At 49.5% G+C, this 19,629-nt stretch carries 16 protein-coding genes; 12 read left to right on the forward strand and 4 right to left on the reverse strand.

Going from position 1 to position 19,629, the window contains the following annotated elements; all coding sequences use genetic code 11:
- Positions 1-9 precede the first annotated feature (9 nt).
- From F569_RS0107465 to F569_RS17045, 3 genes are all read left to right on the forward strand, one after another.
- Positions 10-522 carry a DUF2726 domain-containing protein gene (locus F569_RS0107465; RefSeq protein ID WP_026941692.1) on the forward strand — a complete coding sequence of 171 codons (513 nt, stop codon included), beginning with the start codon at positions 10-12 and terminating at the stop codon, positions 520-522.
- Between the two features lie 62 nt (positions 523-584).
- On the forward strand, positions 585-1,007 hold the full coding sequence (locus tag F569_RS0107470; protein ID WP_026941693.1) for a hypothetical protein: 423 nt from the start codon (positions 585-587) through the stop codon (positions 1,005-1,007).
- A gap of 150 nt (positions 1,008-1,157) precedes the next feature.
- Positions 1,158-2,696, forward strand: a complete 1,539-nt coding sequence (locus F569_RS17045; protein ID WP_084168905.1) for a BCCT family transporter — start codon at positions 1,158-1,160, stop codon at positions 2,694-2,696.
- Positions 2,697-2,711: 15 nt separating this feature from the next.
- Here F569_RS17045 and F569_RS0107480 read toward each other — a convergent pair whose 3' ends face one another.
- Positions 2,712-3,104 carry a VOC family protein gene (locus F569_RS0107480; RefSeq protein ID WP_026941694.1) on the reverse strand — a complete coding sequence of 131 codons (393 nt, stop codon included), beginning with the start codon at positions 3,102-3,104 and terminating at the stop codon, positions 2,712-2,714.
- A gap of 30 nt (positions 3,105-3,134) precedes the next feature.
- Positions 3,135-3,902: a siderophore-interacting protein gene (locus tag F569_RS0107485; protein ID WP_162143756.1), complete on the reverse strand. Its 768-nt coding sequence runs from the start codon at positions 3,900-3,902 to the stop codon at positions 3,135-3,137.
- A 264-nt stretch (positions 3,903-4,166) separates the two neighbouring features.
- On the opposite strand from F569_RS0107485, the gene F569_RS17050 reads away from it, so the two are divergent.
- The 9 genes from F569_RS17050 (at position 4,167) to F569_RS17065 (ending at position 15,885) form a co-directional block, all read left to right on the forward strand.
- Positions 4,167-7,838, forward strand: a complete 3,672-nt coding sequence (locus F569_RS17050) for a baseplate multidomain protein megatron (protein WP_456077558.1) — start codon at positions 4,167-4,169, stop codon at positions 7,836-7,838.
- Between the two features lie 38 nt (positions 7,839-7,876).
- Positions 7,877-8,797, forward strand: coding sequence for a DnaJ C-terminal domain-containing protein (locus F569_RS17055; protein ID WP_034388020.1), 921 nt, complete (start codon positions 7,877-7,879; stop codon positions 8,795-8,797).
- Positions 8,798-8,882: 85 nt separating this feature from the next.
- Positions 8,883-9,227, forward strand: coding sequence for a PepSY domain-containing protein (locus tag F569_RS17060; RefSeq protein WP_162143757.1), 345 nt, complete (start codon positions 8,883-8,885; stop codon positions 9,225-9,227).
- Between the two features lie 33 nt (positions 9,228-9,260).
- The gene (locus F569_RS0107505) at positions 9,261-9,953 is read left to right on the forward strand and encodes a response regulator transcription factor (protein WP_026941696.1); all 693 of its coding nucleotides are present in this window, start codon (positions 9,261-9,263) and stop codon (positions 9,951-9,953) included.
- A gap of 60 nt (positions 9,954-10,013) precedes the next feature.
- Complete coding sequence (locus tag F569_RS0107510) at positions 10,014-11,348, forward strand: sensor histidine kinase (protein ID WP_154813678.1); 1,335 nt, start codon at positions 10,014-10,016, stop codon at positions 11,346-11,348.
- A 1-nt stretch (position 11,349) separates the two neighbouring features.
- Positions 11,350-11,994 carry a DUF938 domain-containing protein gene (locus tag F569_RS0107515; protein WP_034388024.1) on the forward strand — a complete coding sequence of 215 codons (645 nt, stop codon included), beginning with the start codon at positions 11,350-11,352 and terminating at the stop codon, positions 11,992-11,994.
- A 90-nt stretch (positions 11,995-12,084) separates the two neighbouring features.
- Entirely contained in the window at positions 12,085-13,680 is a 1,596-nt protein-coding gene (locus F569_RS0107520; protein ID WP_154813679.1) for a trypsin-like peptidase domain-containing protein, read from the forward strand.
- Between the two features lie 49 nt (positions 13,681-13,729).
- Positions 13,730-14,401, forward strand: a complete 672-nt coding sequence (locus tag F569_RS0107525; RefSeq protein ID WP_026941700.1) for a response regulator transcription factor — start codon at positions 13,730-13,732, stop codon at positions 14,399-14,401.
- A 26-nt stretch (positions 14,402-14,427) separates the two neighbouring features.
- Positions 14,428-15,885: a sensor histidine kinase gene (locus tag F569_RS17065; RefSeq protein ID WP_051279546.1), complete on the forward strand. Its 1,458-nt coding sequence runs from the start codon at positions 14,428-14,430 to the stop codon at positions 15,883-15,885.
- 3 nt (positions 15,886-15,888) lie between these two features.
- Here F569_RS17065 and F569_RS18885 read toward each other — a convergent pair whose 3' ends face one another.
- On the reverse strand, positions 15,889-18,735 hold the full coding sequence (locus F569_RS18885; RefSeq protein WP_051279548.1) for a PAS domain-containing sensor histidine kinase: 2,847 nt from the start codon (positions 18,733-18,735) through the stop codon (positions 15,889-15,891).
- A gap of 109 nt (positions 18,736-18,844) precedes the next feature.
- Positions 18,845-19,570 carry an EAL domain-containing protein gene (locus F569_RS17075; protein ID WP_051279550.1) on the reverse strand — a complete coding sequence of 242 codons (726 nt, stop codon included), beginning with the start codon at positions 19,568-19,570 and terminating at the stop codon, positions 18,845-18,847.
- Between the last annotated feature and the right edge of the window lie 59 nt (positions 19,571-19,629).

The following is a 19,629-nucleotide window of genomic DNA, read 5'->3' on the forward strand; positions in this document are numbered from 1 at the left end:
TGATAAGGGATGCTGGAAACATGTCTCATCATCATTCTTATCGCCGGTCTATGTCTGCTGTCTTTTCGGCGAAAGAGCTTTACGCCGCCCAAGACGATGCCTGCGGATAAGCGTATTTTTGCCTGTTTCGAGCGCGTGGATAACCTCTTCGTCAACCAGCCTGAGCGTGAGTTTTTTGACATATTAAATCGCAACCTTCCTTCGGATTATCATCTTCACAGCAAGGTCAGGCTGGAAGATATCGTGCGGGTGAAACGCCAGATAGAGGGGCGTGCGCAATGGCATCTGCGTGGGCGCGTGAAATCTCGTCATGTCGATTATCTGATTACCAATAAATTTGGCGTCCCAAAAGCCGCAATTGAACTTGACGGTAGCAGCCATAATAAAGAGACGCTCAATGCAGATAATTTCAAGGATGATTTGTTCAATGCTGTCGGGCTGCCGCTTATTCGCGTGGCCAGTAGGAGTAATTACACAGCAGTGTCCCGAAAGATTTTAGCACAGCTTGAGTCCCAATTTTAACGGGACATTAACCGTAAACTGGCAAGTTTTGGGCGCAAAAGCTATTGGGGCTGGAAGACGTCATGAAGAAAACGAAACTCGATTTGAAACGTAAACTGAAAAATACCAATAATGAACTGGCAAAACTCAACCGAGAACTTGCAGGTCAAATGGTAATTCTTGCTTCACAAACAGGCGACAGCGAACCCTTAATAAATGCGGTCAAAGCGCTGCGGTCTGCGCAAGAGCTTTATTCCGTTGATAACATGCCGCGCGAAAATGCCGAAGTACAGCAAGCCCTTGCAGATACGCTCTTAAAGCTTGGCCGTGCCAATAATGATACGAAGGCCCTAGAGAGCGCAGTAAAAGCCTATCGCGGCGCAATTACAATTGCTTCAGTTTTAGGTGACGAGACCATGCGTAAAGAGCTGAAAAAGAATTACGGCTTGGCACGTGCGCTCCTCGGTGACAACACTAAGACTCAAGGCCTGTTCAGCGCCGCCTAAGGAATATCTAGGCAATAGGTAAACTTGCTTAGTGTTATGAATTGCGCTTAGATTGCGGCTCACAAAGAGTTGGGCCGTTATATCTCCTTAAATCCACAGACAACACATAAGCAGGGCCAGTCATTTGACGTTCGAAGGTTTGTCTTCTGGATGCCCTTATCCGTTTTTACAATACTTGTCTTTACAAGCTTAATCTGGCCTGAAGGCTTTTTGCGTTATGCGACATATCTGAATGATACCATCTTAGCGCTATTTTCGAATGTTTTTGCTTGGGCTGCTTTTGCATTTTTAATGACAATTCTTTGGGCGGCTTTTTCACCTTTAGGAAAGATCAAGATCGGGGGGGAAGACGCCACACCGTTATTATCACGTTGGAACTGGATGGCGGTTACGCTGACCACCACCATCGCCATCGGAATTTTGTTTTGGGGTACAGCAGAGCCAATCTATCATCTTTATGATCCGGGCGGGACGGATCTGACCACCGGTTCAGATGACGCCGCGCGGTTTTCATTAGTCTCACTCTTCATGCATTGGTCTTTTACGCCCTATGCGATTTACACGCTTCCAGGCCTCACTTTCGCGCTAGTTTACTATAATCTGAAATTACCATTTTCTTTATCGTCTCCGCTAACCGTTTTGACGGGGCGACCCATACCCAAAGCTGGAGCAGATCTGCTTGATGGCATTGCTCTATTGGCACTGCTTTTTGGATTATCAGCCAGTCTGGGCGCAGGGATTATGTCCATTTCCGGAGGTATCGCGCGGCTAACCCCACTTGATACCGGCCCTGTAATGCTAGCTATTGTCGCGATTTTTATTGTAGCGGCGTTTTTTATTTCCTCTGCCAGCGGCTTACATAAAGGCATTCGAATTTTATCAGATATCAATACAAAAGTGTTTTTGGGGCTGATTTTATTTGTTTTTATCGCTGGCCCTACACTCGCCATTATTGATTTAGGTGGCCGCTCGGCTCTGCAATATTTGAAAGCCATCATCCCGCGCTCGCTTCTTCTAGAGCCATTTAATTCGGCAGACTGGCTTAATAGCTGGACTGTGTTTTATTTTGCGAATTGGATGGCGTGGGCGCCTTTGGCAGCCCTGTTTCTGGGGCGGATTTCAAGAGGCTATAGGGTGAGGGAGTATATTCTCGTTAATTTAGTTATTCCGGCTTTTTTCTCGATGCTTTGGATGACTATTTTCGGCGGCATGGCGCTGAACATAGAAATGCAGGAGACGGGTGTTTTAAATAATATTCTTCAGGATAAAGGGCCGGAACATGTGCTATATGCTGTTTTAGATTACCTGCCTCTCGCCGCGGTTCTAGCGGCTATCGTCACTTTGATCTCATTTCTCTCTTATGTGACGGCGGCTGATTCCAATATGGATGTAATCTCAAACCTGTGTTTAAAGAGCCCTGCAGAGGACGCCCCTAAACGCGCCGTCATCTCCCTAAAACTGGTCTTTGCTATTGCCGTTGGTTTTGCGGCTTGGATTATGACGTCGCTCTCTGGCATAGACGGTATAAAAATGCTGTCCAATTTAGGCGGTTTTCCGGCGCTCTTTATAATTATCGCCTTTAATGTGGTTTTGCTCATTCTAGGCACGACTAAAATAGGGTTGTTAAGAGCTGGCCAAACCCCTGTCTCAGGAGACGTGCCGACTCAAAGAGTCGGTCACCAAAATTAAAGCGGTCGGCTTACGTTATACAGGCCCCATGACATGTGAGCTTGTAAATTCAAATAGCGTTCCCGAGGGCTCGCGCACAGTAAAAGAGCGATGCGCGCCGCCATGAGAAAACTTCGAAGGCTCGTAACCCGCCTCGATTAAACGCTTTCTCATTTCGTCTATATCATCCACCATGAGATCAAATTCGGCATGTGTTGCAGCGGCATCAGGGTCATATCTGAGAATAAGATGTGTTCCGCCGCGTAGTTCTAAAATGGCTATGCCGGGTCTATGCATGACACTGCGGGCTCCGATAAGCATGAAGAAATCATATGACTTTTGAAAGTCGCTTACCCTTAATCCGATATGCCCAATAGAAATGTCAGGCCGTGTATCATTTGTTTTCGTTTTTTGAATAGCTAATCCCATATCGTCTCCTAAATTATTGTTGAATAAAGCCTAAGCGACGAGCGTTTTGACGCGCTTATGTTCAGACTCGATGAGGCCACGTTTCCAATAAGAGCTTATATAAAGCTGATCCTTGGCATAGCCTTGTTCCTTACGGAAATATGTCCGCAGATCTCCAACAGCTTCATATTCTCCGGCTACAAAGACGCTTTCATCACCTGTTAAGCTGTGGTTGCGAATAGCGGACGTCAATGCGGCCGACCCAGCATGTGGTGCTGAATTTATGATCCAGTGCAGCTTAATTCCATCAGGTGCATTTACGGGCTGAATATCTTTCTCAGACAAAATCTCGGCATAGACATCGCCGGTAGAATCCGATGACAGGCCTTCCAGACCTGCCGCGGCGGCGGGGAAAGCTGTCATGTCAACAGCCACTAAATATCTGCCGGATTGTGAGGGTTTTAACTTTGGAGATCCCGGAGATGAGAGCCCAATGAAATCTCCTAGCTTAGCTGATAAGGCCCAAGCTGAGGCTGGACCGTCGTCCCCATGGGCTACAAAATCGATATCGATTTCGCCGCTCTGAAGGTTCAAATGCCGTACTGTATAAGTCCGCATGCGTTTGCGAACCCCAAATGAGCGTAAGAATTTCTGAAACTCACGTGAATTATGCTCTGGCTGAGGTATGATAAGCTTAATATGTCCACCGGTAGCATTTGCCGGGAAAGATTTTATGGCTTCGGACTGTAATGTGATCCGGATCATATTTGGGCTGATATAATTATGGCCTGTGACGAGCGCGATATTGAGATGTTTCATAATAAACCTTTTAATGCAAATAATAATCATTCTCAATATATGAGTGATATTTTAAAATACAAGACTCGGTATATTATTTTCATCAGGAGGTAGAGTTAAACGCCGTCCGGGCTTTACCACATATTCATAATGAATAAGGCTTAACAGGAATCCCTGTTTTCTATAGCCCTCATTCAGCCGCCATTTTCTACACAGGATTTACGCGCTGTGAGTTTGGACCGCTTTTCGTGGGAGTGAGCAGTTCAGGCGAGCAGCGCGAGCGCCATTTCAAACGCCTTTGATGACCGCACATTTGAAGGCCCGCGTCTGGACAGTTTTCATTTGCAGACCTCCCGCGACGGAGCGCCTATGGCGCGTATCTATGGGCGGGTGCGTTTGGCAGGACAGGTAATCTGGGCCTCCCGCATCAAAGAGACAGTCAGCGAGTCGCCCGTGCAGAGCGGCAAAGGCGGTGGGCCGACACAGCGTAATTATAGCTATAGCATTTGTTTTGCGATTGGCCTTTGTGAGGGCGAAATTCTGGGTGTGGACAGGCTTTGGGCTAATGGCGCGCCTCTGCAGCAGCGAGGCCTTGTCAGCCGAGTCCACCTCGGGACTGAGAACCAACTCCCTGACCCGATTATCTCGGCGATTGAAGGTTCGGATGTGCCAAGTTTTAGGGGGACGGCCTATATCGTTTTTGAGGATTTCCCTTTGGATGATTATGGGGCGCGTCTGCCGCAGATAAATGCCAAAGTCATTCGCGTGCCTCCGAGCCAGCAGGATACACCGCGTTTGGAGACTATGATAAGAGGTGTGAACTTGCTGCCGGCAAGCGGTGAGTTTGCTTATGCTACGGAGGTGGTCGAGGAAACACCATCGCCGACATCCGCCCGCCCTATCAATATGAATAATCTGTCGGGGCAAGCCGATATAGAGCAAGCCCTTGATCAGCTAGAAACGCAATTACCCAATGTGAAAAATGTCTCTATTATTACAGCTTGGTTCGGGACTGATTTACGCTGCGGGAGCTGCGAGATAAAACCGGGCGTGGAGACCATATCCCGCATCACGCCGGACGCCACATGGCGGGTCAGCGGGGTCACGCGCGGCACGGCATATCTGGTTAGTCAAAGCGTAGATGGCCGCCCCAATTATGGCGGCACACCATCTGATGCTTCAATTTTGCAAGCCATTACGAGCTTGAAATCACGCGGATTTAAGGTCACGCTTTATCCTTTTATCTTGATGGATATTCCCGAAAGTAATGGCTTGCCTGATCCTTATGGAGGCACTGAGCAAGAGGCCTTTCCGTGGCGCGGACGCACAACATGTTTCCCGCAATCCGCTGAAAATACAGCGGCGGTTGCTGGACAAGTTGATAGTTTCTTTGGCACGGCCAATAAGGTTGATTTTGGCGTCCAAAATGGCGTTCCAAATTACAGCGGCCCTGATGCGTTTACTTATCGCCGCTTTATTTTGCACTACGCTAAGCTTGCGCAAATCTCAGCAGGTGTTGACCGCTTTGCCATAGGTACTGAAATGGTGGGCTTAACGACATTGCGCGGCGCAGGTGACACCTATCCGGCCGTTCAAAAGCTAGTAGATCTCGCGGCGGATGTTCGCGCCATGTTACCAGTACAAACGCAAATAACTTATGCGGCGGATTGGACGGAATATTTCGGGCATCATCCCCAAGACGGCAACGGTGATGTCACCTTTCATCTCGACCCGCTCTGGGCCTCGCCTGATATTGATGCGGTTGGAATAGATGCCTATTTCCCGCTTTCAGATTGGCGCGATAGGGATGAGCATTTAGATAAAGCACTGGCGGATGATTGCTATGATCTGTCTTATCTAAAGAGCCAAATGGAAGGCGGTGAAGGCTATGATTATTATTATGCCTCCCGCTCGGACAGAGATGCTCAAACCCGAACGCCGATAACAGATGGCGCGGTGGGTAAGCCTTGGGTCTTTCGCAATAAAGACTTGCGAAGCTGGTGGTCAGAGCCGCATTATAATCGCCGTAATGGGGCGGAATTAAATACGCCAACCGCGTGGATACCCCAGAGCAAACCGATCTGGCTGATGGAGATTGGCTGCCCCGCCATAGATAAAGGCGCTAATCAACCCAATGTGTTTTATGATGCTAAATCGGCACAATCACAGATCCCTTATTACTCTGATGGCGCGCGGGATGATTTAATTCAGCGGCGATATCTTGAGGTCTTTATCTCTTATTGGTCGGAGGCATCAGGTAATAATCCGCACTCCGCGATTTATAACGGTCCGATGATTGAGACGGATATGGTTAATGTTTGGGCGTGGGACGCGCGGCCTTTTCCTGATTTTCCTGCCAGAGACACAGTTTGGTCAGATGGCGAAAACTGGCAGAGAGGGCATTGGCTCTCAGGACGTATGGGCTTGGTGCCGCTCGCCGATATGGTTGAAGACATTTGCACCGAGAGCAATATTGACAATATTGATGTGACTAAGCTCTCAGGCCTTGTCCAAGGGTACCGCATTGACCGCCCCATGACAGGCCGCGCCGCCTTGACTCCGCTTTCATTAGCTTATGATTTTGACCTGAAGGAAACCGCAGAGGGGTTGCGCTTTATGAGCTATGGACACGCCTCCCCAATAGAACTCAGCCCGGAGGCAATTGCAGGAGATTTATCGGCCTCGATTGAAGATATTAAAGCTTCACCCGAAGACCGTCTTCGGGATGCGCGGCTGCATTTTATCGACGCCGGGAATGACTATGAACTAGGCCTCGCGTCTGCGCGAGACAGAGCGGCAGAGACAGTGCGCATATTGGATGTCAACGCGCCGATTGTGATGGACCGCAGCTTTGCACGGCTTACCGCTGAGTGTCTACTTGCGCGGCAACTAGCTTCTGATCGAAGGCTCAACTTTCAGCTCTCAAGCGCGAATCTTCACGTCGAGGTCGGGGACATTATAAAGCTGCCCACGCTTGATGAGCTTTGGCAGGTCGAAACATTGGAAGGCTTGACCACACAGAGGGTGCAAGCAAGGCTCTTGGGTGAGCGAGTTGCGCCGCCCAATCACGGCGGTATTCCGTCCGTCTCAACCTCTCCGCAATGGGCGGCGAAACCTTCGCTTTTTGCGATCGATATTCCGGGACAATATGACGGCCCTCTCGTGGGTGTCGGGCTTGATCCGTTTTTCACGGCGGAGATCGTAGCCCCTGAGGAAAGCGTGACCGTGACTTCACCCGCGCGCATAGGAGCATTATTGAGCGATTTACCGCGCGGCCCCATTGGGCGGTGGGATAAGGCGAATGTGATAGAGGCGCTCTTACCTAATGCGCTGCTTTCTTCTTTGCAGGAGACTGAGCTATTGGCGGGCGGCAATAAATTTGCGGTTGAAACAGAAACAGGATGGGAGGTTCTGCAAGCAGCAAATGCTGAGCTGATTGCTCCCTTAACCTACCGCCTTTCACATTTATTGCGCGGGCAGGACGGGTCTGACGCGCAGAGTGTGCCGCTTATCCCTGCGGGGGCGCGCTTCATATGGCTTGGCGCGGGATGGCAGGACTTGCCGCTTCCGGACAGCGCGGTTGGCGAGACTGTTGCCATGATGGCTACCGCAGCAGGGCGCGAAAGTGATGTGCTAGAGCACCTCTATAAAGCGGCTCATCTGCGCCCGCTCAGTCCCGTTCACGTCAAGTTCCGAGAAACGGATGACGAAACGCAGCTAAGCTGGATTCGCCGTACCCGAATAGGCGGAGATAACTGGACTGGGCTAGATGTCCCACTTGGCGAGGAGGTCGAGCATTACCGCATACAATTATGGTCGGGTGACACACTCATAGAAGAGCATGAAACAACTGAGCCAAAGCTCATTTTGCCAAGCCTTAGGAACGCAGATAGAGTAATAATCGCACAAGCCTCTCGCGCCTATGGTTGGGGCGCGGAGGTAACTCATTCTCTCTAACCCCTTGCGTCCGCCCCATTCCCGCCTAAATACAATGCATGGCGAAGGATCCGTATAAATTACTGGGTGTATCCCGCTCGGCAAGTGAGGCCGAGATTCGTAAGGCATATCGGGCCTTGGCGAAGAAATATCACCCTGACGTGAATAAAGATAAGCCTCAAATGGCCGAGAAATTTAAAGAGATTTCTGCGGCTTATTCTCTGTTATCCGATAAAGACATGAAAAAGCGCTATGATAGCGGACAAGTTGATAGTTCGGGGCAGCAGCAGAGTCCCTTTGGCGGCGGTAGGAACCCTTTCAACACCGGATTCGGAGGCATGGGCGGCATGGGCGGTGGTCGCCGCGGCCAAATGGGAGGCGGCAATGACGATATGGCCGAGCTGTTCTCCTCACTTTTCGGCATGAATATGGGCGGCATGCACGGTGGTATGCAGCAGCGCCGCAAACCGCCTCAAAAGGGCGCGGATATTCGCTATAAAATCACGCTACCTTTTATTGACGCTGTCACAGGCGGGACAAAGAAACTGACGGGCGGCCTGACTGTAAAAATTCCCAAGGGCGTGGAAGAGGGCCAGGTTTTGCGTGTTGTGGGTAAAGGCAAGCCCGGTATTAATGGCGGGCCTAAAGGTGATGCGAAAGTCGAGATCTCAATCAAGCCGCATAAGCACTTTTCGCGCGATGGGAATAAATTGCGCCTCACATTACCTATTTCGCTCAAAGAGGCCGTTACGGGCGGCAATGTCAGTGTGCCTTTGCCGGGCGGTGATGTGGAGCTGAAAATTCCCAAGGGCGCAAATACAGGCCAAAAACTGCGCCTGAAAGGCAAAGGCATTGCGGGCGGTGATTTGATTGTAACTTTAGCCCTCATCATGGCGGAGAGCGATGCCGCAAGTCTGAGCGATTGGGCTGATTCAAGAGAGAGCCAGGATTTTGATCCCCGCAAAGGGCTGCTCTCTTAAAATGGGCTTTTGCCTTAAAATCTTAAGTAAGTCTAAAAATACTATTCAGATTGCGTTCAGGGGCTATGAGCTAGACATCTCCACTATGACAAAACGCAGACATATAACGCTAGGTTTATCCGCCATTTTATGGGCTGGTATTGCTATTTTGCCAAGCACTGCGCAGGCTGAAGTGGTTGAAAATATACCGTTTAAAGCCGAATCAGCTGTGAGCGGCATAAATGAGTCTTCACCTGAAACTATGACTGAATACTTGGTGCGGCGTGATGTTTCGGCCTCTGAGGCTAAGAGAATAGCCCGAAAAAGAGCCGGCGGTGGTGAAGTTGTTGATATTTCGCGTAAAGGTAACACCTATAGGGTCCGCGTTATCCGTAAAGATGGCCGAGTCGTTGATGTTTTGATTGACGCCAGAACTGGACGTGTCAAATAAGGGCATGGGCGAGTTTCAGAACGCGAGGGCCTGATGCGAATATTAGTAGTTGAAGATGATGCGGATTTATCCCGTCAACTCAAAGATGCTTTAAAAGATGTTGGTTATGCTGTTGACGTTGCCGGAGACGGCGAAGAAGGTCACCATCTTGGCGATACCGAACCTTATGATGCGGTTATCCTGGATTTGGGTTTGCCGATAATTGACGGTGTCAGCGTGCTGCAAAAATGGCGTGCTGACGGAAAGCTTTTCCCAGTCTTGGTGCTGACGGCACGGGATCAATGGAGCGAAAAAGTCGCTGGATTTGATGCAGGTGCAGATGATTATCTTACCAAGCCTTTCCATACCGAAGAATTGATGGCCCGATTGCGTGCGCTATTACGCCGGGCTTCCGGCCACACAACCGATATGATCGATGTCGGAGAGCTGTCTGTTGATAACCGCTCTGCGCGTGCGTTTGTCAGCGGAATGTCGATTAAATTGACCTCACACGAATTTCGTCTCTTATCTTACATGGCCACACATCGCGGCCGCGTAATTTCCCGGACGGAGCTTGTAGAGCACATTTATGATCAGGATTTTGACCGCGACTCAAACACAATCGAGGTCTTTGTGGGGCGCTTGCGCCGCAAGATTGGCACGAACCGTATCGAAACGGTCCGCGGATTGGGTTACCGCCTCATTGATCCGGATGATCAAAAAGCTGGCGATGCCAAAGCCAAATAAGTGCCTGAGGGGCCTTTAAAAAATCAATCTCTCGTTTTGCGCCTCGTTAGAGGTGCAACAATGTGGGCGCTGCCTCTTTTATTGGTAACAGCCCTGACGCTCACTTGGTTGTATCGCAATACAACATATCGCAGTTTTGACGATCCTCTGGTGAGTGCTGTCACAGCTCTTATTGCGACTGCGGAAGTTCAGGACGGTTCGCTGTCCCTCACGCGTGAGCCGCTTGACCCGCGTTATCAACGTGCTTTGTCAGGCCGTTACTGGGTTGTGGGTTTTCTACGAGATGATGGTATCATTACACCCATATCGGCGTCTCGGTCGCTTTTAGGGGCGACGTTAGTCCTACCGCCTGACGCGGTTGATGAGCTGCAAAACCAGCAAGGTGAAGAAATTCGTACGCGAGCAGAAGGCCCGGATGCCGATGAGTTTTTGCGCCTTGTGGCACGGCAGGTCGTTCTGCCCAATATGAATACCCCTGTTGTAATTGTGGCGGCCGCAGATAGCCGCGCGGCAAGCCGCTCTATCCTAAGTTTTGCACTGACGGCTTTGGGGTTGATGTTACTAATCTCTTTAGGCCTAATCATTGCTGTGGTGACACAGGTGAGGACGGGGCTGAAACCGCTCTTTGAATTACGAGACCGCGTCGCAGATGTGCGCGAAGGCCGAACGGCGCAAGTGGACGGGGCTTATCCTGCGGAAATTCAGCCTTTGGCAACAGAGTTGAATTCCTTGATTGCGCATAATAAGGACGTTGTCGAGCGGGCTAGAACCCATGTCGGGAATTTGGCTCATGCCCTTAAGACGCCCCTGGCGGTATTACAAAATGAAGCTGAAGCCTCAGAAAAAACACCCTCTGAAATCGTCTCTCGCCAGACGGAAACAATGAAACAGCAAGTTGATCACCATTTGCGCCGTGCCCGCGCCGCAGCTAGGGGGCAAGCGATTGGTGTTTCGACAGATGTCACGCAAACATTAGAGGGTCTGGCCCGAACATTATCGCGTATTTATAAAAGTAAGAATATCGATTTCGATATTGATTTTATGCATGGCCTAATGTTCAGGGGCGAAAAACGCGATCTCGAAGAAATGGCCGGAAACCTCATGGATAATGCCTGTAAATGGACGAAGACCTCGTTAGAGGCGCGATCTTTTGTGAACCCTGATGACGAGACGAGCTTTATTTTAGTCGTTGCGGATGATGGGCCAGGTATGGCAGCAGATCAATATAGCGAGGCTTTAAAACGCGGGGCAAGGCTTGATGAAGCAACACCTGGCAGTGGTTTTGGTCTCGCAATTGTTCAGGATTTAGCGCAAGCCTATAAGGGTTCACTTAAGCTTGATAAATCAGAAATGGGTGGCTTGAAGGTAACGCTAACATTGCCGCGGCGGATATAAGATGAGCCGTAAAGATCCGATACATTTGGAAAACCGCGGACAGTCTGGTGCCAGACTGTTTTCTCCGACAGCGGGCCGCAATAAAGCTCCAATAGGGGAGGTTATAAATCAGCATATTGTCCATGGTGCCCACGTCCTAGAAATCGCCTCCGGTACAGGGGAGCACGGGGCCTTTATGTGTGACTTACGGCCCGATATTATCTGGCAGCCAACGGATCCAAATGCCGAGAGCCGTGCGAGCCAAGATGCCTGGGCGAATGATTGCGCAGGGCGCATGTTGCCATCACTAAGTCTGGACACGACACAGCCTGATTGGGCCCGCGAGCTACCGTCATATGACGTCATATATTGCGCCAATATGATTCATATCGCTCCTTGGGAGGCGGCTTTGGGCTTGGTTTCAGGGGCTGCGGATGTTTTGAAAAGTGGCGGGACATTTATTCTTTACGGCCCGTTTCAAGAGGGTGAGGACACTGCGCCCTCAAATCTGACCTTTGATGTGTCGCTAAAGAGCAGAAATCCAAATTGGGGTGTGCGAAATTTAGACGATGTTAAGCATATATTTAGCGAAGCAGGGTTTACTCACAAGGCTCGTATTGTGATGCCAAAAGAAAACCGGACGCTGATTTTCACAAAATCACGGTAACAAGCCCAAAGCATTACGCTCTTGTCATGTTTTGGACATAATTAGGTTACATGCGGTTTGTCACAACCGCTTTAGACGTTGGAGTGATTTGTGTCCCATAAGACCAAGACCATTATTGGAACTGCCGCCCTGCTAGCTTCGGCTATCAGCATGCCGGCTTATGCTCAAACAGTTCCTGTCATAAATGATACACCTGCCGCGCAAGAGGCTTATGAGATTGAAATATTCGACCTTAAAGCTCTTGAACCCGCAACGGAACAAACTGTTCCGTCCCCTGATATTCAAGCAGCTCCGCGGCCTCAACTCAGTGCGCCTGCAACACTTCCGGCGCCGCTTATGACAATGCCAGCCCCGCAGGGCGCAACGCGTAGCCAGCCCTCAAATTTATACCAAACTCCGATAAGCGCCTTGCCGTCTATTGCGAACCTTGTGGACCGCGTAAGCCCGTCCGTTGTCAATATTATTGTCACAACAGAAACAGGTGAAACGACGTCTGAAGGGCAGGGTTCTGGCTTTATTATTTCACCTCAGAAAGAAGTCGTTACAAATTATCACGTCATAGAAGGCGGAACTAATATAGAAATTGAATTTAACAGCGGCGAGAAATTTCCGGCCAGTATTATTGGCACTGATGAAGAAACAGACTTGGCTCTTTTGCGCATTGATGCCGATAAGAGCTTTCCGCATGTGAAGTTTCATCGGGGCGAAAAAGCACGTATTGGCGATTGGGTTGTTGCGATTGGTAATCCCTTTGGGATTGGACAGTCCACGAGTCTTGGCGTTATTTCGGCCATTGGCCGCTCCCGCGTAGATAGCGGCTCTTATGTTGATTACATTCAAACAGATGCCACCATCAATCGCGGCAATTCAGGCGGCCCGCTATTTAACCTCGAAGGTGACGTGGTGGGCGTAAATTCGGCAATTTATTCCCCGACAGGCGCTAGCGTCGGGATCGCCTTTGTCATTCCTCACGGCACAGCGGAAGATATCATCACCTCTATTCGCAATGACGGAGAAGTCCGTCGTGGATATTTGGGCGCTGGCCTTCGTACTGCCACATTTGAAATGGAAAACAGACCTGGAATATACAAGTCCGGCGCAACCATAAATAATATTGTACCGGGAAGCCCGGCGGAGCAATATGGTTTGCAGATTGATGATATTATTTTGAATATAAATGGCAAAGCCGTCAGAAATTCAGTTCAAGCCACACGGGCTATCGGAGCATTAAGGCCGGGTGATGTCGCGCGTATGATTTACGAGCGTGATGAAAAAACCTATCAATTAAATGTGTCCATTGGCGAGCGTCCTGACAAAGAACAAATCGAACGGGCTAATGCCATAGCGCAAGGCTTGCCGGTGCCGGAGCCTAAGCGCGTTGGGCCTAAGGTAAATATAGATACCGGGCTTCAAGTTTTGGACCTGTCCTCCGAATTTCGATCAGCTATTGGTATGCGGGCTGACCAAGTTGGCATTTATGTAGAATCCGTTACGCCTGGCAGCGGCGCGGAGCAAGGCGGCTTTACAACGGGTATGGTAATTTTAGATGCAGACGGAACACCCATGGCTGAAGTCGGCTCTCTCAGAACGGTTGTATTGAATGCACGCCTCGCAGAACAAAACAGCCTTATCATGAATGTAAGGCTCAAAGATGGCCGCGAAACATTCATGGTGTTGCCGTTATAAAATGAAATGGGATGGGGATCACATTGGCGCTTATGCCGAGGAGACTTAAATGAGAATATTAGTTGTAGAAGATGATGAAGTCGCAGCGGAATATGTCCGCAAAGGCTTAATGGAAGCCGGACATGTCGTTGATCTGGCCCCGGATGGAGATCTAGGGCTGGAAATGGCCCGCGCGGCGGATTATGACGCGCTTATTTTGGACCGTATGTTGCCTAAGCGTGATGGCATGGAACTGCTCGGCGATTTGCGAGAGGATGGCGATGCCACACCTGTATTGATTTTATCAGCTCTTGGTGAGGTGGATCACCGCGTAGAGGGCCTTCGTGCAGGCGGTGATGATTACCTGGCCAAGCCTTATTCCTTTACCGAGCTTTTGGCGCGAGTCGAAGCGATTGGCCGCCGCTCTGATCCTAGTGCCGCCGTTACCAAACTCAAAGTCGGCGATCTCGAAATGGACCTGTTGGCCCGTACAGTGAGACGCTCAGGTCAAAAAGTTCTATTGCAGCCCCGCGAGTTTCGTCTTTTGGAATGCTTGATGCGTAATGCAGGCCGCGTTGTGACACGGACGATGTTGCTCGAAAAAGTCTGGGATTATCACTTTGACCCCCAGACAAATGTTATTGATGTCCATATTTCGCGTTTGCGCGGTAAGATCGATAAGGACTTCGACGAGCCTCTGCTTCATACCGTTCGCGGGGCAGGATATCGCTTGCAGGTTTAAGCCCCTGCGCCTAAGCGTGCTTACCCATGATTGAGGCGATCAAAAAACTTTCACGAAATACGCTCTTCAGATTATCTCTGTTGGGCGCATTTCTATTTGTGGCCTCATTATTAGTCGTGGCGGCGTCAATTTATTATTCGACTGTGACTTCAGAACTTCGCCGCGTTGACCGGGTTGTCGAAAGTGAACATGCTGAGTTCCAGAAGATATTTGATGAGCAAGGCTTTCAAGCCGTGCAGCGTGAAGTGACACTAAGAACTGCGTCGAGTGAAGGTTGGTATGCTCTTTTAAATGATCGCGTAGCAATCGGTAATCTTGTATTCCAAACTGTTACTAAAGACGGAAGCGATTTACCTCTGCTCAGCGGTGTTGAGCCGGGAACCTTTAAAAAAGTCCCATTTGTTTATAGTAATCCGGAAAGCGAAGAAGAGGACTTTCAGGACCGAAGAGGCCGTGCACTAGTAGGGCCCATCAAGACGGATAACGGCGTTGTTGCTATCTTAATTGTGGGCCGTGACGTTGAAGCGATCATGCGCACGGGCGTTAAAGTCCGCAATGCTATTCTAACCTCTTCTGTTATCGCTTTGCTCTTAGGGCTAATCTCGAGCTGGTATGTGTCGCTTCGATTTACGCGACGCGTAGAGGCTTTCAATAAGCTCGCAGATGATGTGCGTTCAGGTAATTTGGATCGTCGTGCTCCGCGCACTTATTCCGAAGACGAAATGGACTTGCTAGCTGAGCATCTTAACGCAATGCTGGATCATATTGACCGCCTTATGAAGGCGATGCGATATGCGGGTGACAGTGTGGCCCATGATCTGCGCACGCCCTTAACGCGGCTTCGCACGCGGCTTGAAAGTGCTGCCATTGATTTGGGTGATACACCCGAAGCCGATACACTTTTTGCGGCTGCGGAAGATGCTAGCGAGCTTCTGCAGACCTTTGACGGGGTCTTACGTATTGCAAGATTAGAAGCCGGAGAGCGCAGAGAACTCCTTGCCGATGTAGACCCAAAGCCGATGCTTGATGATCTTGCGGAATTATACGAACCAGCCTGTGAGGATGCAGGCCTCGATTTTTCAGCAGATATATCCAGCGGTGTTATGGTTCTGGCGGATAGAGGGCTCTTGTCTCAAGCAGTCTCGAACCTAATTGAGAATGCGATTAAATATACCCCCAAAGGCGGAAAAATACATTTGAGCTTATCCAAGAATAAATCCGGACGTGCTGAAATTTCTATCACTGATGATGGCCCTGGGATCCCAGCGGAAGATAGAGAGCGCGTCAAAGAACGTTTCGTCAGGCTTGATAAAAGCCGTACCTTACCGGGTAGCGGGTTGGGCCTTGCATTGGTTGATGCTGTTGCGGATCTTCATCGCGCCGAATTTGTAATGGGAGCAGGACTTGGATTGACAGATGAAAACCCAGGTCTCAAAGCCACTTTATTATTGCCGCGCAGGAAAGCTTTAAAAGCTAAGAATTAAAACTTATGCCGCTGGATGACTTTGCTGCGGCGGAATATAGGGTTGGGGCTGAGACGGAGCTTGCGGGGCTTGATGCGGAACAAAATTCGCAGGAGGCGGCGGTGTAGGTGTCTCCTCCGCGGGAGCCGCTGACGGCAGGGCTTCGGCTACGGCCGGCTCTTGCGCCTCCTCAATGTTTTCTGTCCCCTGATTGGTCAAAACATCCGCAATATCTTGTGCAAGTCGTGTAATTTCATTCCCAACTTCATTATCTTGGTTCGTCTTGGCTTTCTTCTCAAGAGGACGGTTTGGCAAGGTAAAGATTACGGTTGTACCTTGGCCGATAACGGATTCTATCGTGAAGTTACCGCCATGGAGTTCTACCAAGGATTTGGAAAGCGCCAGACCAAGCCCTGTGCCTTCATGCTGGCGTGAATGCTGACTATCAATTTGTTCGAAGGGTTGTGCCAAGCGTTGAATGTCTTCCTCAGAAATGCCGATACCTGTATCGGAGACCCTTATGATGAGGCCGGCTGATTTAGGTTCAACAGCAATTCTTACCATGCCGCCTTCAGGAGTGAACTTAATCGCATTTGTCGCGAGGTTAAGCAGGATTTGTTTGACCGCGCGAGGATCAGCCTCGATCTCAGGCAGGTTCAATTCTTCGAAAACTAATTTAAGTCGATTATCATCGGCGCGTCCACGTACAATTCGAATGACTTGCGCAATCATATCATTCATCTGCATAGCCTCGGTATTCAAAGTCATCTTACCGGCTTCAATTTTGGACATATCAAGGATATCATTGATAAGAGAAAGTAGATGTTGTCCGGAGAACAAGATATCGCTTACATATTCTTTGTAGCGCGGGTCACCTAACGGGCCAAAAAGCTCTTTTTTCATAATATCCGAAAAGCCATTAATAGCGTTTAGAGGAGTCCGCAATTCATGGCTCATATTGGCAAGGAATTCTGACTTTGACTGGTTGGCTTCCTCAGCACGAATTTTTTCCTGTTCGTAGTTTTCGGCCAATTCAACGATGCGAACTTGAGATTTTCTAAGGACAGAAATCGTTTTTTGTAAGGCCTCTTGGTTTGTTTGGAGCTGATTTTCACGTGTGCGAATAGCTGTGACTTCAGTTCCGATAGAAACGCGTCCACCATCAGCGGTTTGGGTTTCCAAATAGCGGATCCAACGCCCGTCTTTCAGCTGAATTTCAGAGCCGCTCTGCCCCGGTAGCCGCGTAATATTTTCAATGCTGTTGTTTGCGTGATGTTCGATAGTGGCATAATCTAAACCCTGTTGGAGGTTTCCGGCATCAAAACCGAAGAAATCTTCAAATTTATTATTCCATAAGACAAGGCGATCAAGCTGATCCCAAATCACAAAACTATCATTCATAGAGCGTAGCGCATCGAAGAGACGCGCTTCTGCGGCTTGAAGACGAGTTTGTGCGCCACGCATTTCTGTGACGTCGAGCGCCACACCAATAACGACTTTTGCTTGATCAGAGCCACGTACAGACGGACGGCCGCGACATGCAAGTGAAAGAGGTAAATGAGCGGCAGCAACATCAATATCAAATTGACCATTTACATGAGCACGCCGCACAGTTGAGAGCAGCTTTTCGCGATCCGCGGGCGCAAATAACCCCATAAACTGCGGCATGGATAAGGTATGTTCTTTCTGTGGTAATCCCAACAAACCGGCCAAAGAGTGGCTGATATAAGCTTGGTTGTTGCTGATATTGAGCTCCCACACACCGCCGCGAGAGCCGTCAATTGCTGCGCGGTAGCGTTGTTGGGAAACCTCGTCTTCTGACCGCTTGTCACGAAGAATTTGAATTTGTTGTATCATGTTGCGCAGCAATGTCCAAACTAACCAGGCCGTTCCGGCGAATAGAAGTGCGAATAGTAAAATGTTACTTCTTAGGCCCGGCGAGAACCCTCGCGGCGCACTTTCCACAACGCTTAAATAAGAATTTGGTATGCGGGCTGAAATCAGCCAGACATCTGACCCTGACATATTATGAGAATCTATTGAGTTTTCAGAACCCGGGCCTGTTATGGCCTCAAGTTTTCTTGGCGAAATATCGTAATAAGACTGAACACCTGCTCGTCCCAAATCTTGAGGGCCGTCAATAACGCGCCCCCCATTTTGAATAATTGAGAGATTTGAAGAAGATTGGCCTATAAGACTTCCGGGGAACAATCCGACGACAAGAAATTGATCACCTTTGCGGCGTGTAATCACCGGGGTGATAATACCCGATCCATCTTTGGAAATCAGTGAGGATAATTGAACGCCGTCTTTAGGAAAATTTCTGCGGCTGATTTTAGCTAAATCCTCACCAGCCCCTTCCGTTGAGGCCAGTATTTTTCCTGTTGAGTCTATGAGCGCAGCGCCAGCCGTTTGGCGGCCACGGGCAACGAAATTGATAATTTGCTGTGGGCGTCCGTTTAAAGACAGTGCCGTATCCATCCACGCAATTTCACTGTCTATGGCGCGCGCAGCATTATTTGCCTTACTGACAATCTCGGATTGATAGCTGCTGGTCTCTGTGGCTCTGTAACGTTTGTGGTCATTATAAAGTTTAGTAGCCGCCAATATGATAAAAAGCGCAAAAAATGCGAGCGAGCTTATCAGAAGGCTTTTGAAAGATGACTGATCGACTTTACCCGATAAGGCACTGAGCTTTTTGGATAGGTTTTTTGTAGGCCGTTGAGGCACGGTTTCAAATGAAGCCCGGGGAGCTGAGTGTTGAGGGCGCTGTGCGTGCGGAGGCGCCACACCGCGCGGTATGTGTTGTTGTGGCATCCGGTTTTGAGGCGGAGAAGCGGGAACATGTTGATTAACTGAACCTGTGCGCACATTATCCTCTAAGCTAGGGCCGACTGATAGATAACGGCGTAAAATGCTTCGTTTTATAAGTCGAACAAAACGTGGTTAATATTCGATTTAAATTGGCCAAAAAACGCCTTTAAATGCGTGTTTCGAGCTCCGGACGCCCGATTGCGTAGCCTTGCGCCGCGTCAAACCCTAAATTCTTCACGAAGGTCTTGATTTCTTCCGTTTCAACGCCTTCAGCTATAAAACGAACATCAAGTGCCTCTCGCAGGGATAAAAGCGCCTCTAAAATTGCGCGATCCCGCGTTGAGTTGAAGGCTGCGGCGACAAATCCGCCATCAATTTTTAGCCAATTTGCAGGAAGGGCCCGCAAATATCGAATAGATGCAGCGCCCGCGCCAACATCATCTAAACACACAGGGTGACCACGTGTTTTAAGCTCGGTTAGAAGACTCTCGGCCAAAGCCAGGTCATGCATATCCCAGCTTTCGGTCAATTCTATAATGAGTTTTGTGGGGGAGGCTTCAAAGGCGGTCAGGCAAGCCAGCACTGAGCCTTTAAAAGCGGCTTTATCAACGGAGGCCCCCGAAAGGTTTATGGCAATGCCTGCGCCGCTAGGATCAGCGTTTAAAACAAGTATAGCCTGAGCCAGCATAGACAGATCCAGATCTCTGATAACGCCTGAGAGCTCAGCAGGGCGAATGACGCCTTGTGTCTCTGTCTCATCGTCAAAACGGACAAGCCATTCATAGTGATGAATGCGCCCATCATTGAGATCCACAATGGGTTGGCGCATCACTTTGTAGAGCTGTTCCGATATATGAGCGCGAAAGCCATCTGCTGTGAGAATATCTACCATGCCGCCCCATAGCAGAGTGTAATGAACAGAGGGTTATTAAGGCGCCGTTATATTGTCTG

Origin of the sequence: Hellea balneolensis DSM 19091 (genome assembly GCF_000428525.1) — a bacterium.
Classification (GTDB): Bacteria; Pseudomonadota; Alphaproteobacteria; order Caulobacterales; family Maricaulaceae; genus Hellea; species Hellea balneolensis.

Coding starts and splice junctions, on each gene's coding strand:
- F569_RS0107505 (WP_026941696.1), top strand. CDS start 9,261: ATGCGAATATTAGTAGTTGAAGATGATGCGGATTTATCCCGTCAACTC.
- F569_RS0107510 (WP_154813678.1), top strand. CDS start 10,014: ATGTGGGCGCTGCCTCTTTTATTGGTAACAGCCCTGACGCTCACTTGG.
- F569_RS17060 (WP_162143757.1), top strand. CDS start 8,883: ATGACAAAACGCAGACATATAACGCTAGGTTTATCCGCCATTTTATGG.
- F569_RS0107470 (WP_026941693.1), top strand. CDS start 585: ATGAAGAAAACGAAACTCGATTTGAAACGTAAACTGAAAAATACCAAT.
- F569_RS17045 (WP_084168905.1), top strand. CDS start 1,158: ATGCCCTTATCCGTTTTTACAATACTTGTCTTTACAAGCTTAATCTGG.
- F569_RS0107465 (WP_026941692.1), top strand. CDS start 10: ATGCTGGAAACATGTCTCATCATCATTCTTATCGCCGGTCTATGTCTG.
- F569_RS17065 (WP_051279546.1), top strand. CDS start 14,428: ATGATTGAGGCGATCAAAAAACTTTCACGAAATACGCTCTTCAGATTA.
- F569_RS17075 (WP_051279550.1), bottom strand. CDS start 19,570: ATGGTAGATATTCTCACAGCAGATGGCTTTCGCGCTCATATATCGGAA.
- F569_RS0107485 (WP_162143756.1), bottom strand. CDS start 3,902: ATGAAACATCTCAATATCGCGCTCGTCACAGGCCATAATTATATCAGC.
- F569_RS17055 (WP_034388020.1), top strand. CDS start 7,877: ATGGCGAAGGATCCGTATAAATTACTGGGTGTATCCCGCTCGGCAAGT.
- F569_RS0107480 (WP_026941694.1), bottom strand. CDS start 3,104: ATGGGATTAGCTATTCAAAAAACGAAAACAAATGATACACGGCCTGAC.
- F569_RS0107525 (WP_026941700.1), top strand. CDS start 13,730: ATGAGAATATTAGTTGTAGAAGATGATGAAGTCGCAGCGGAATATGTC.
- F569_RS0107515 (WP_034388024.1), top strand. CDS start 11,350: ATGAGCCGTAAAGATCCGATACATTTGGAAAACCGCGGACAGTCTGGT.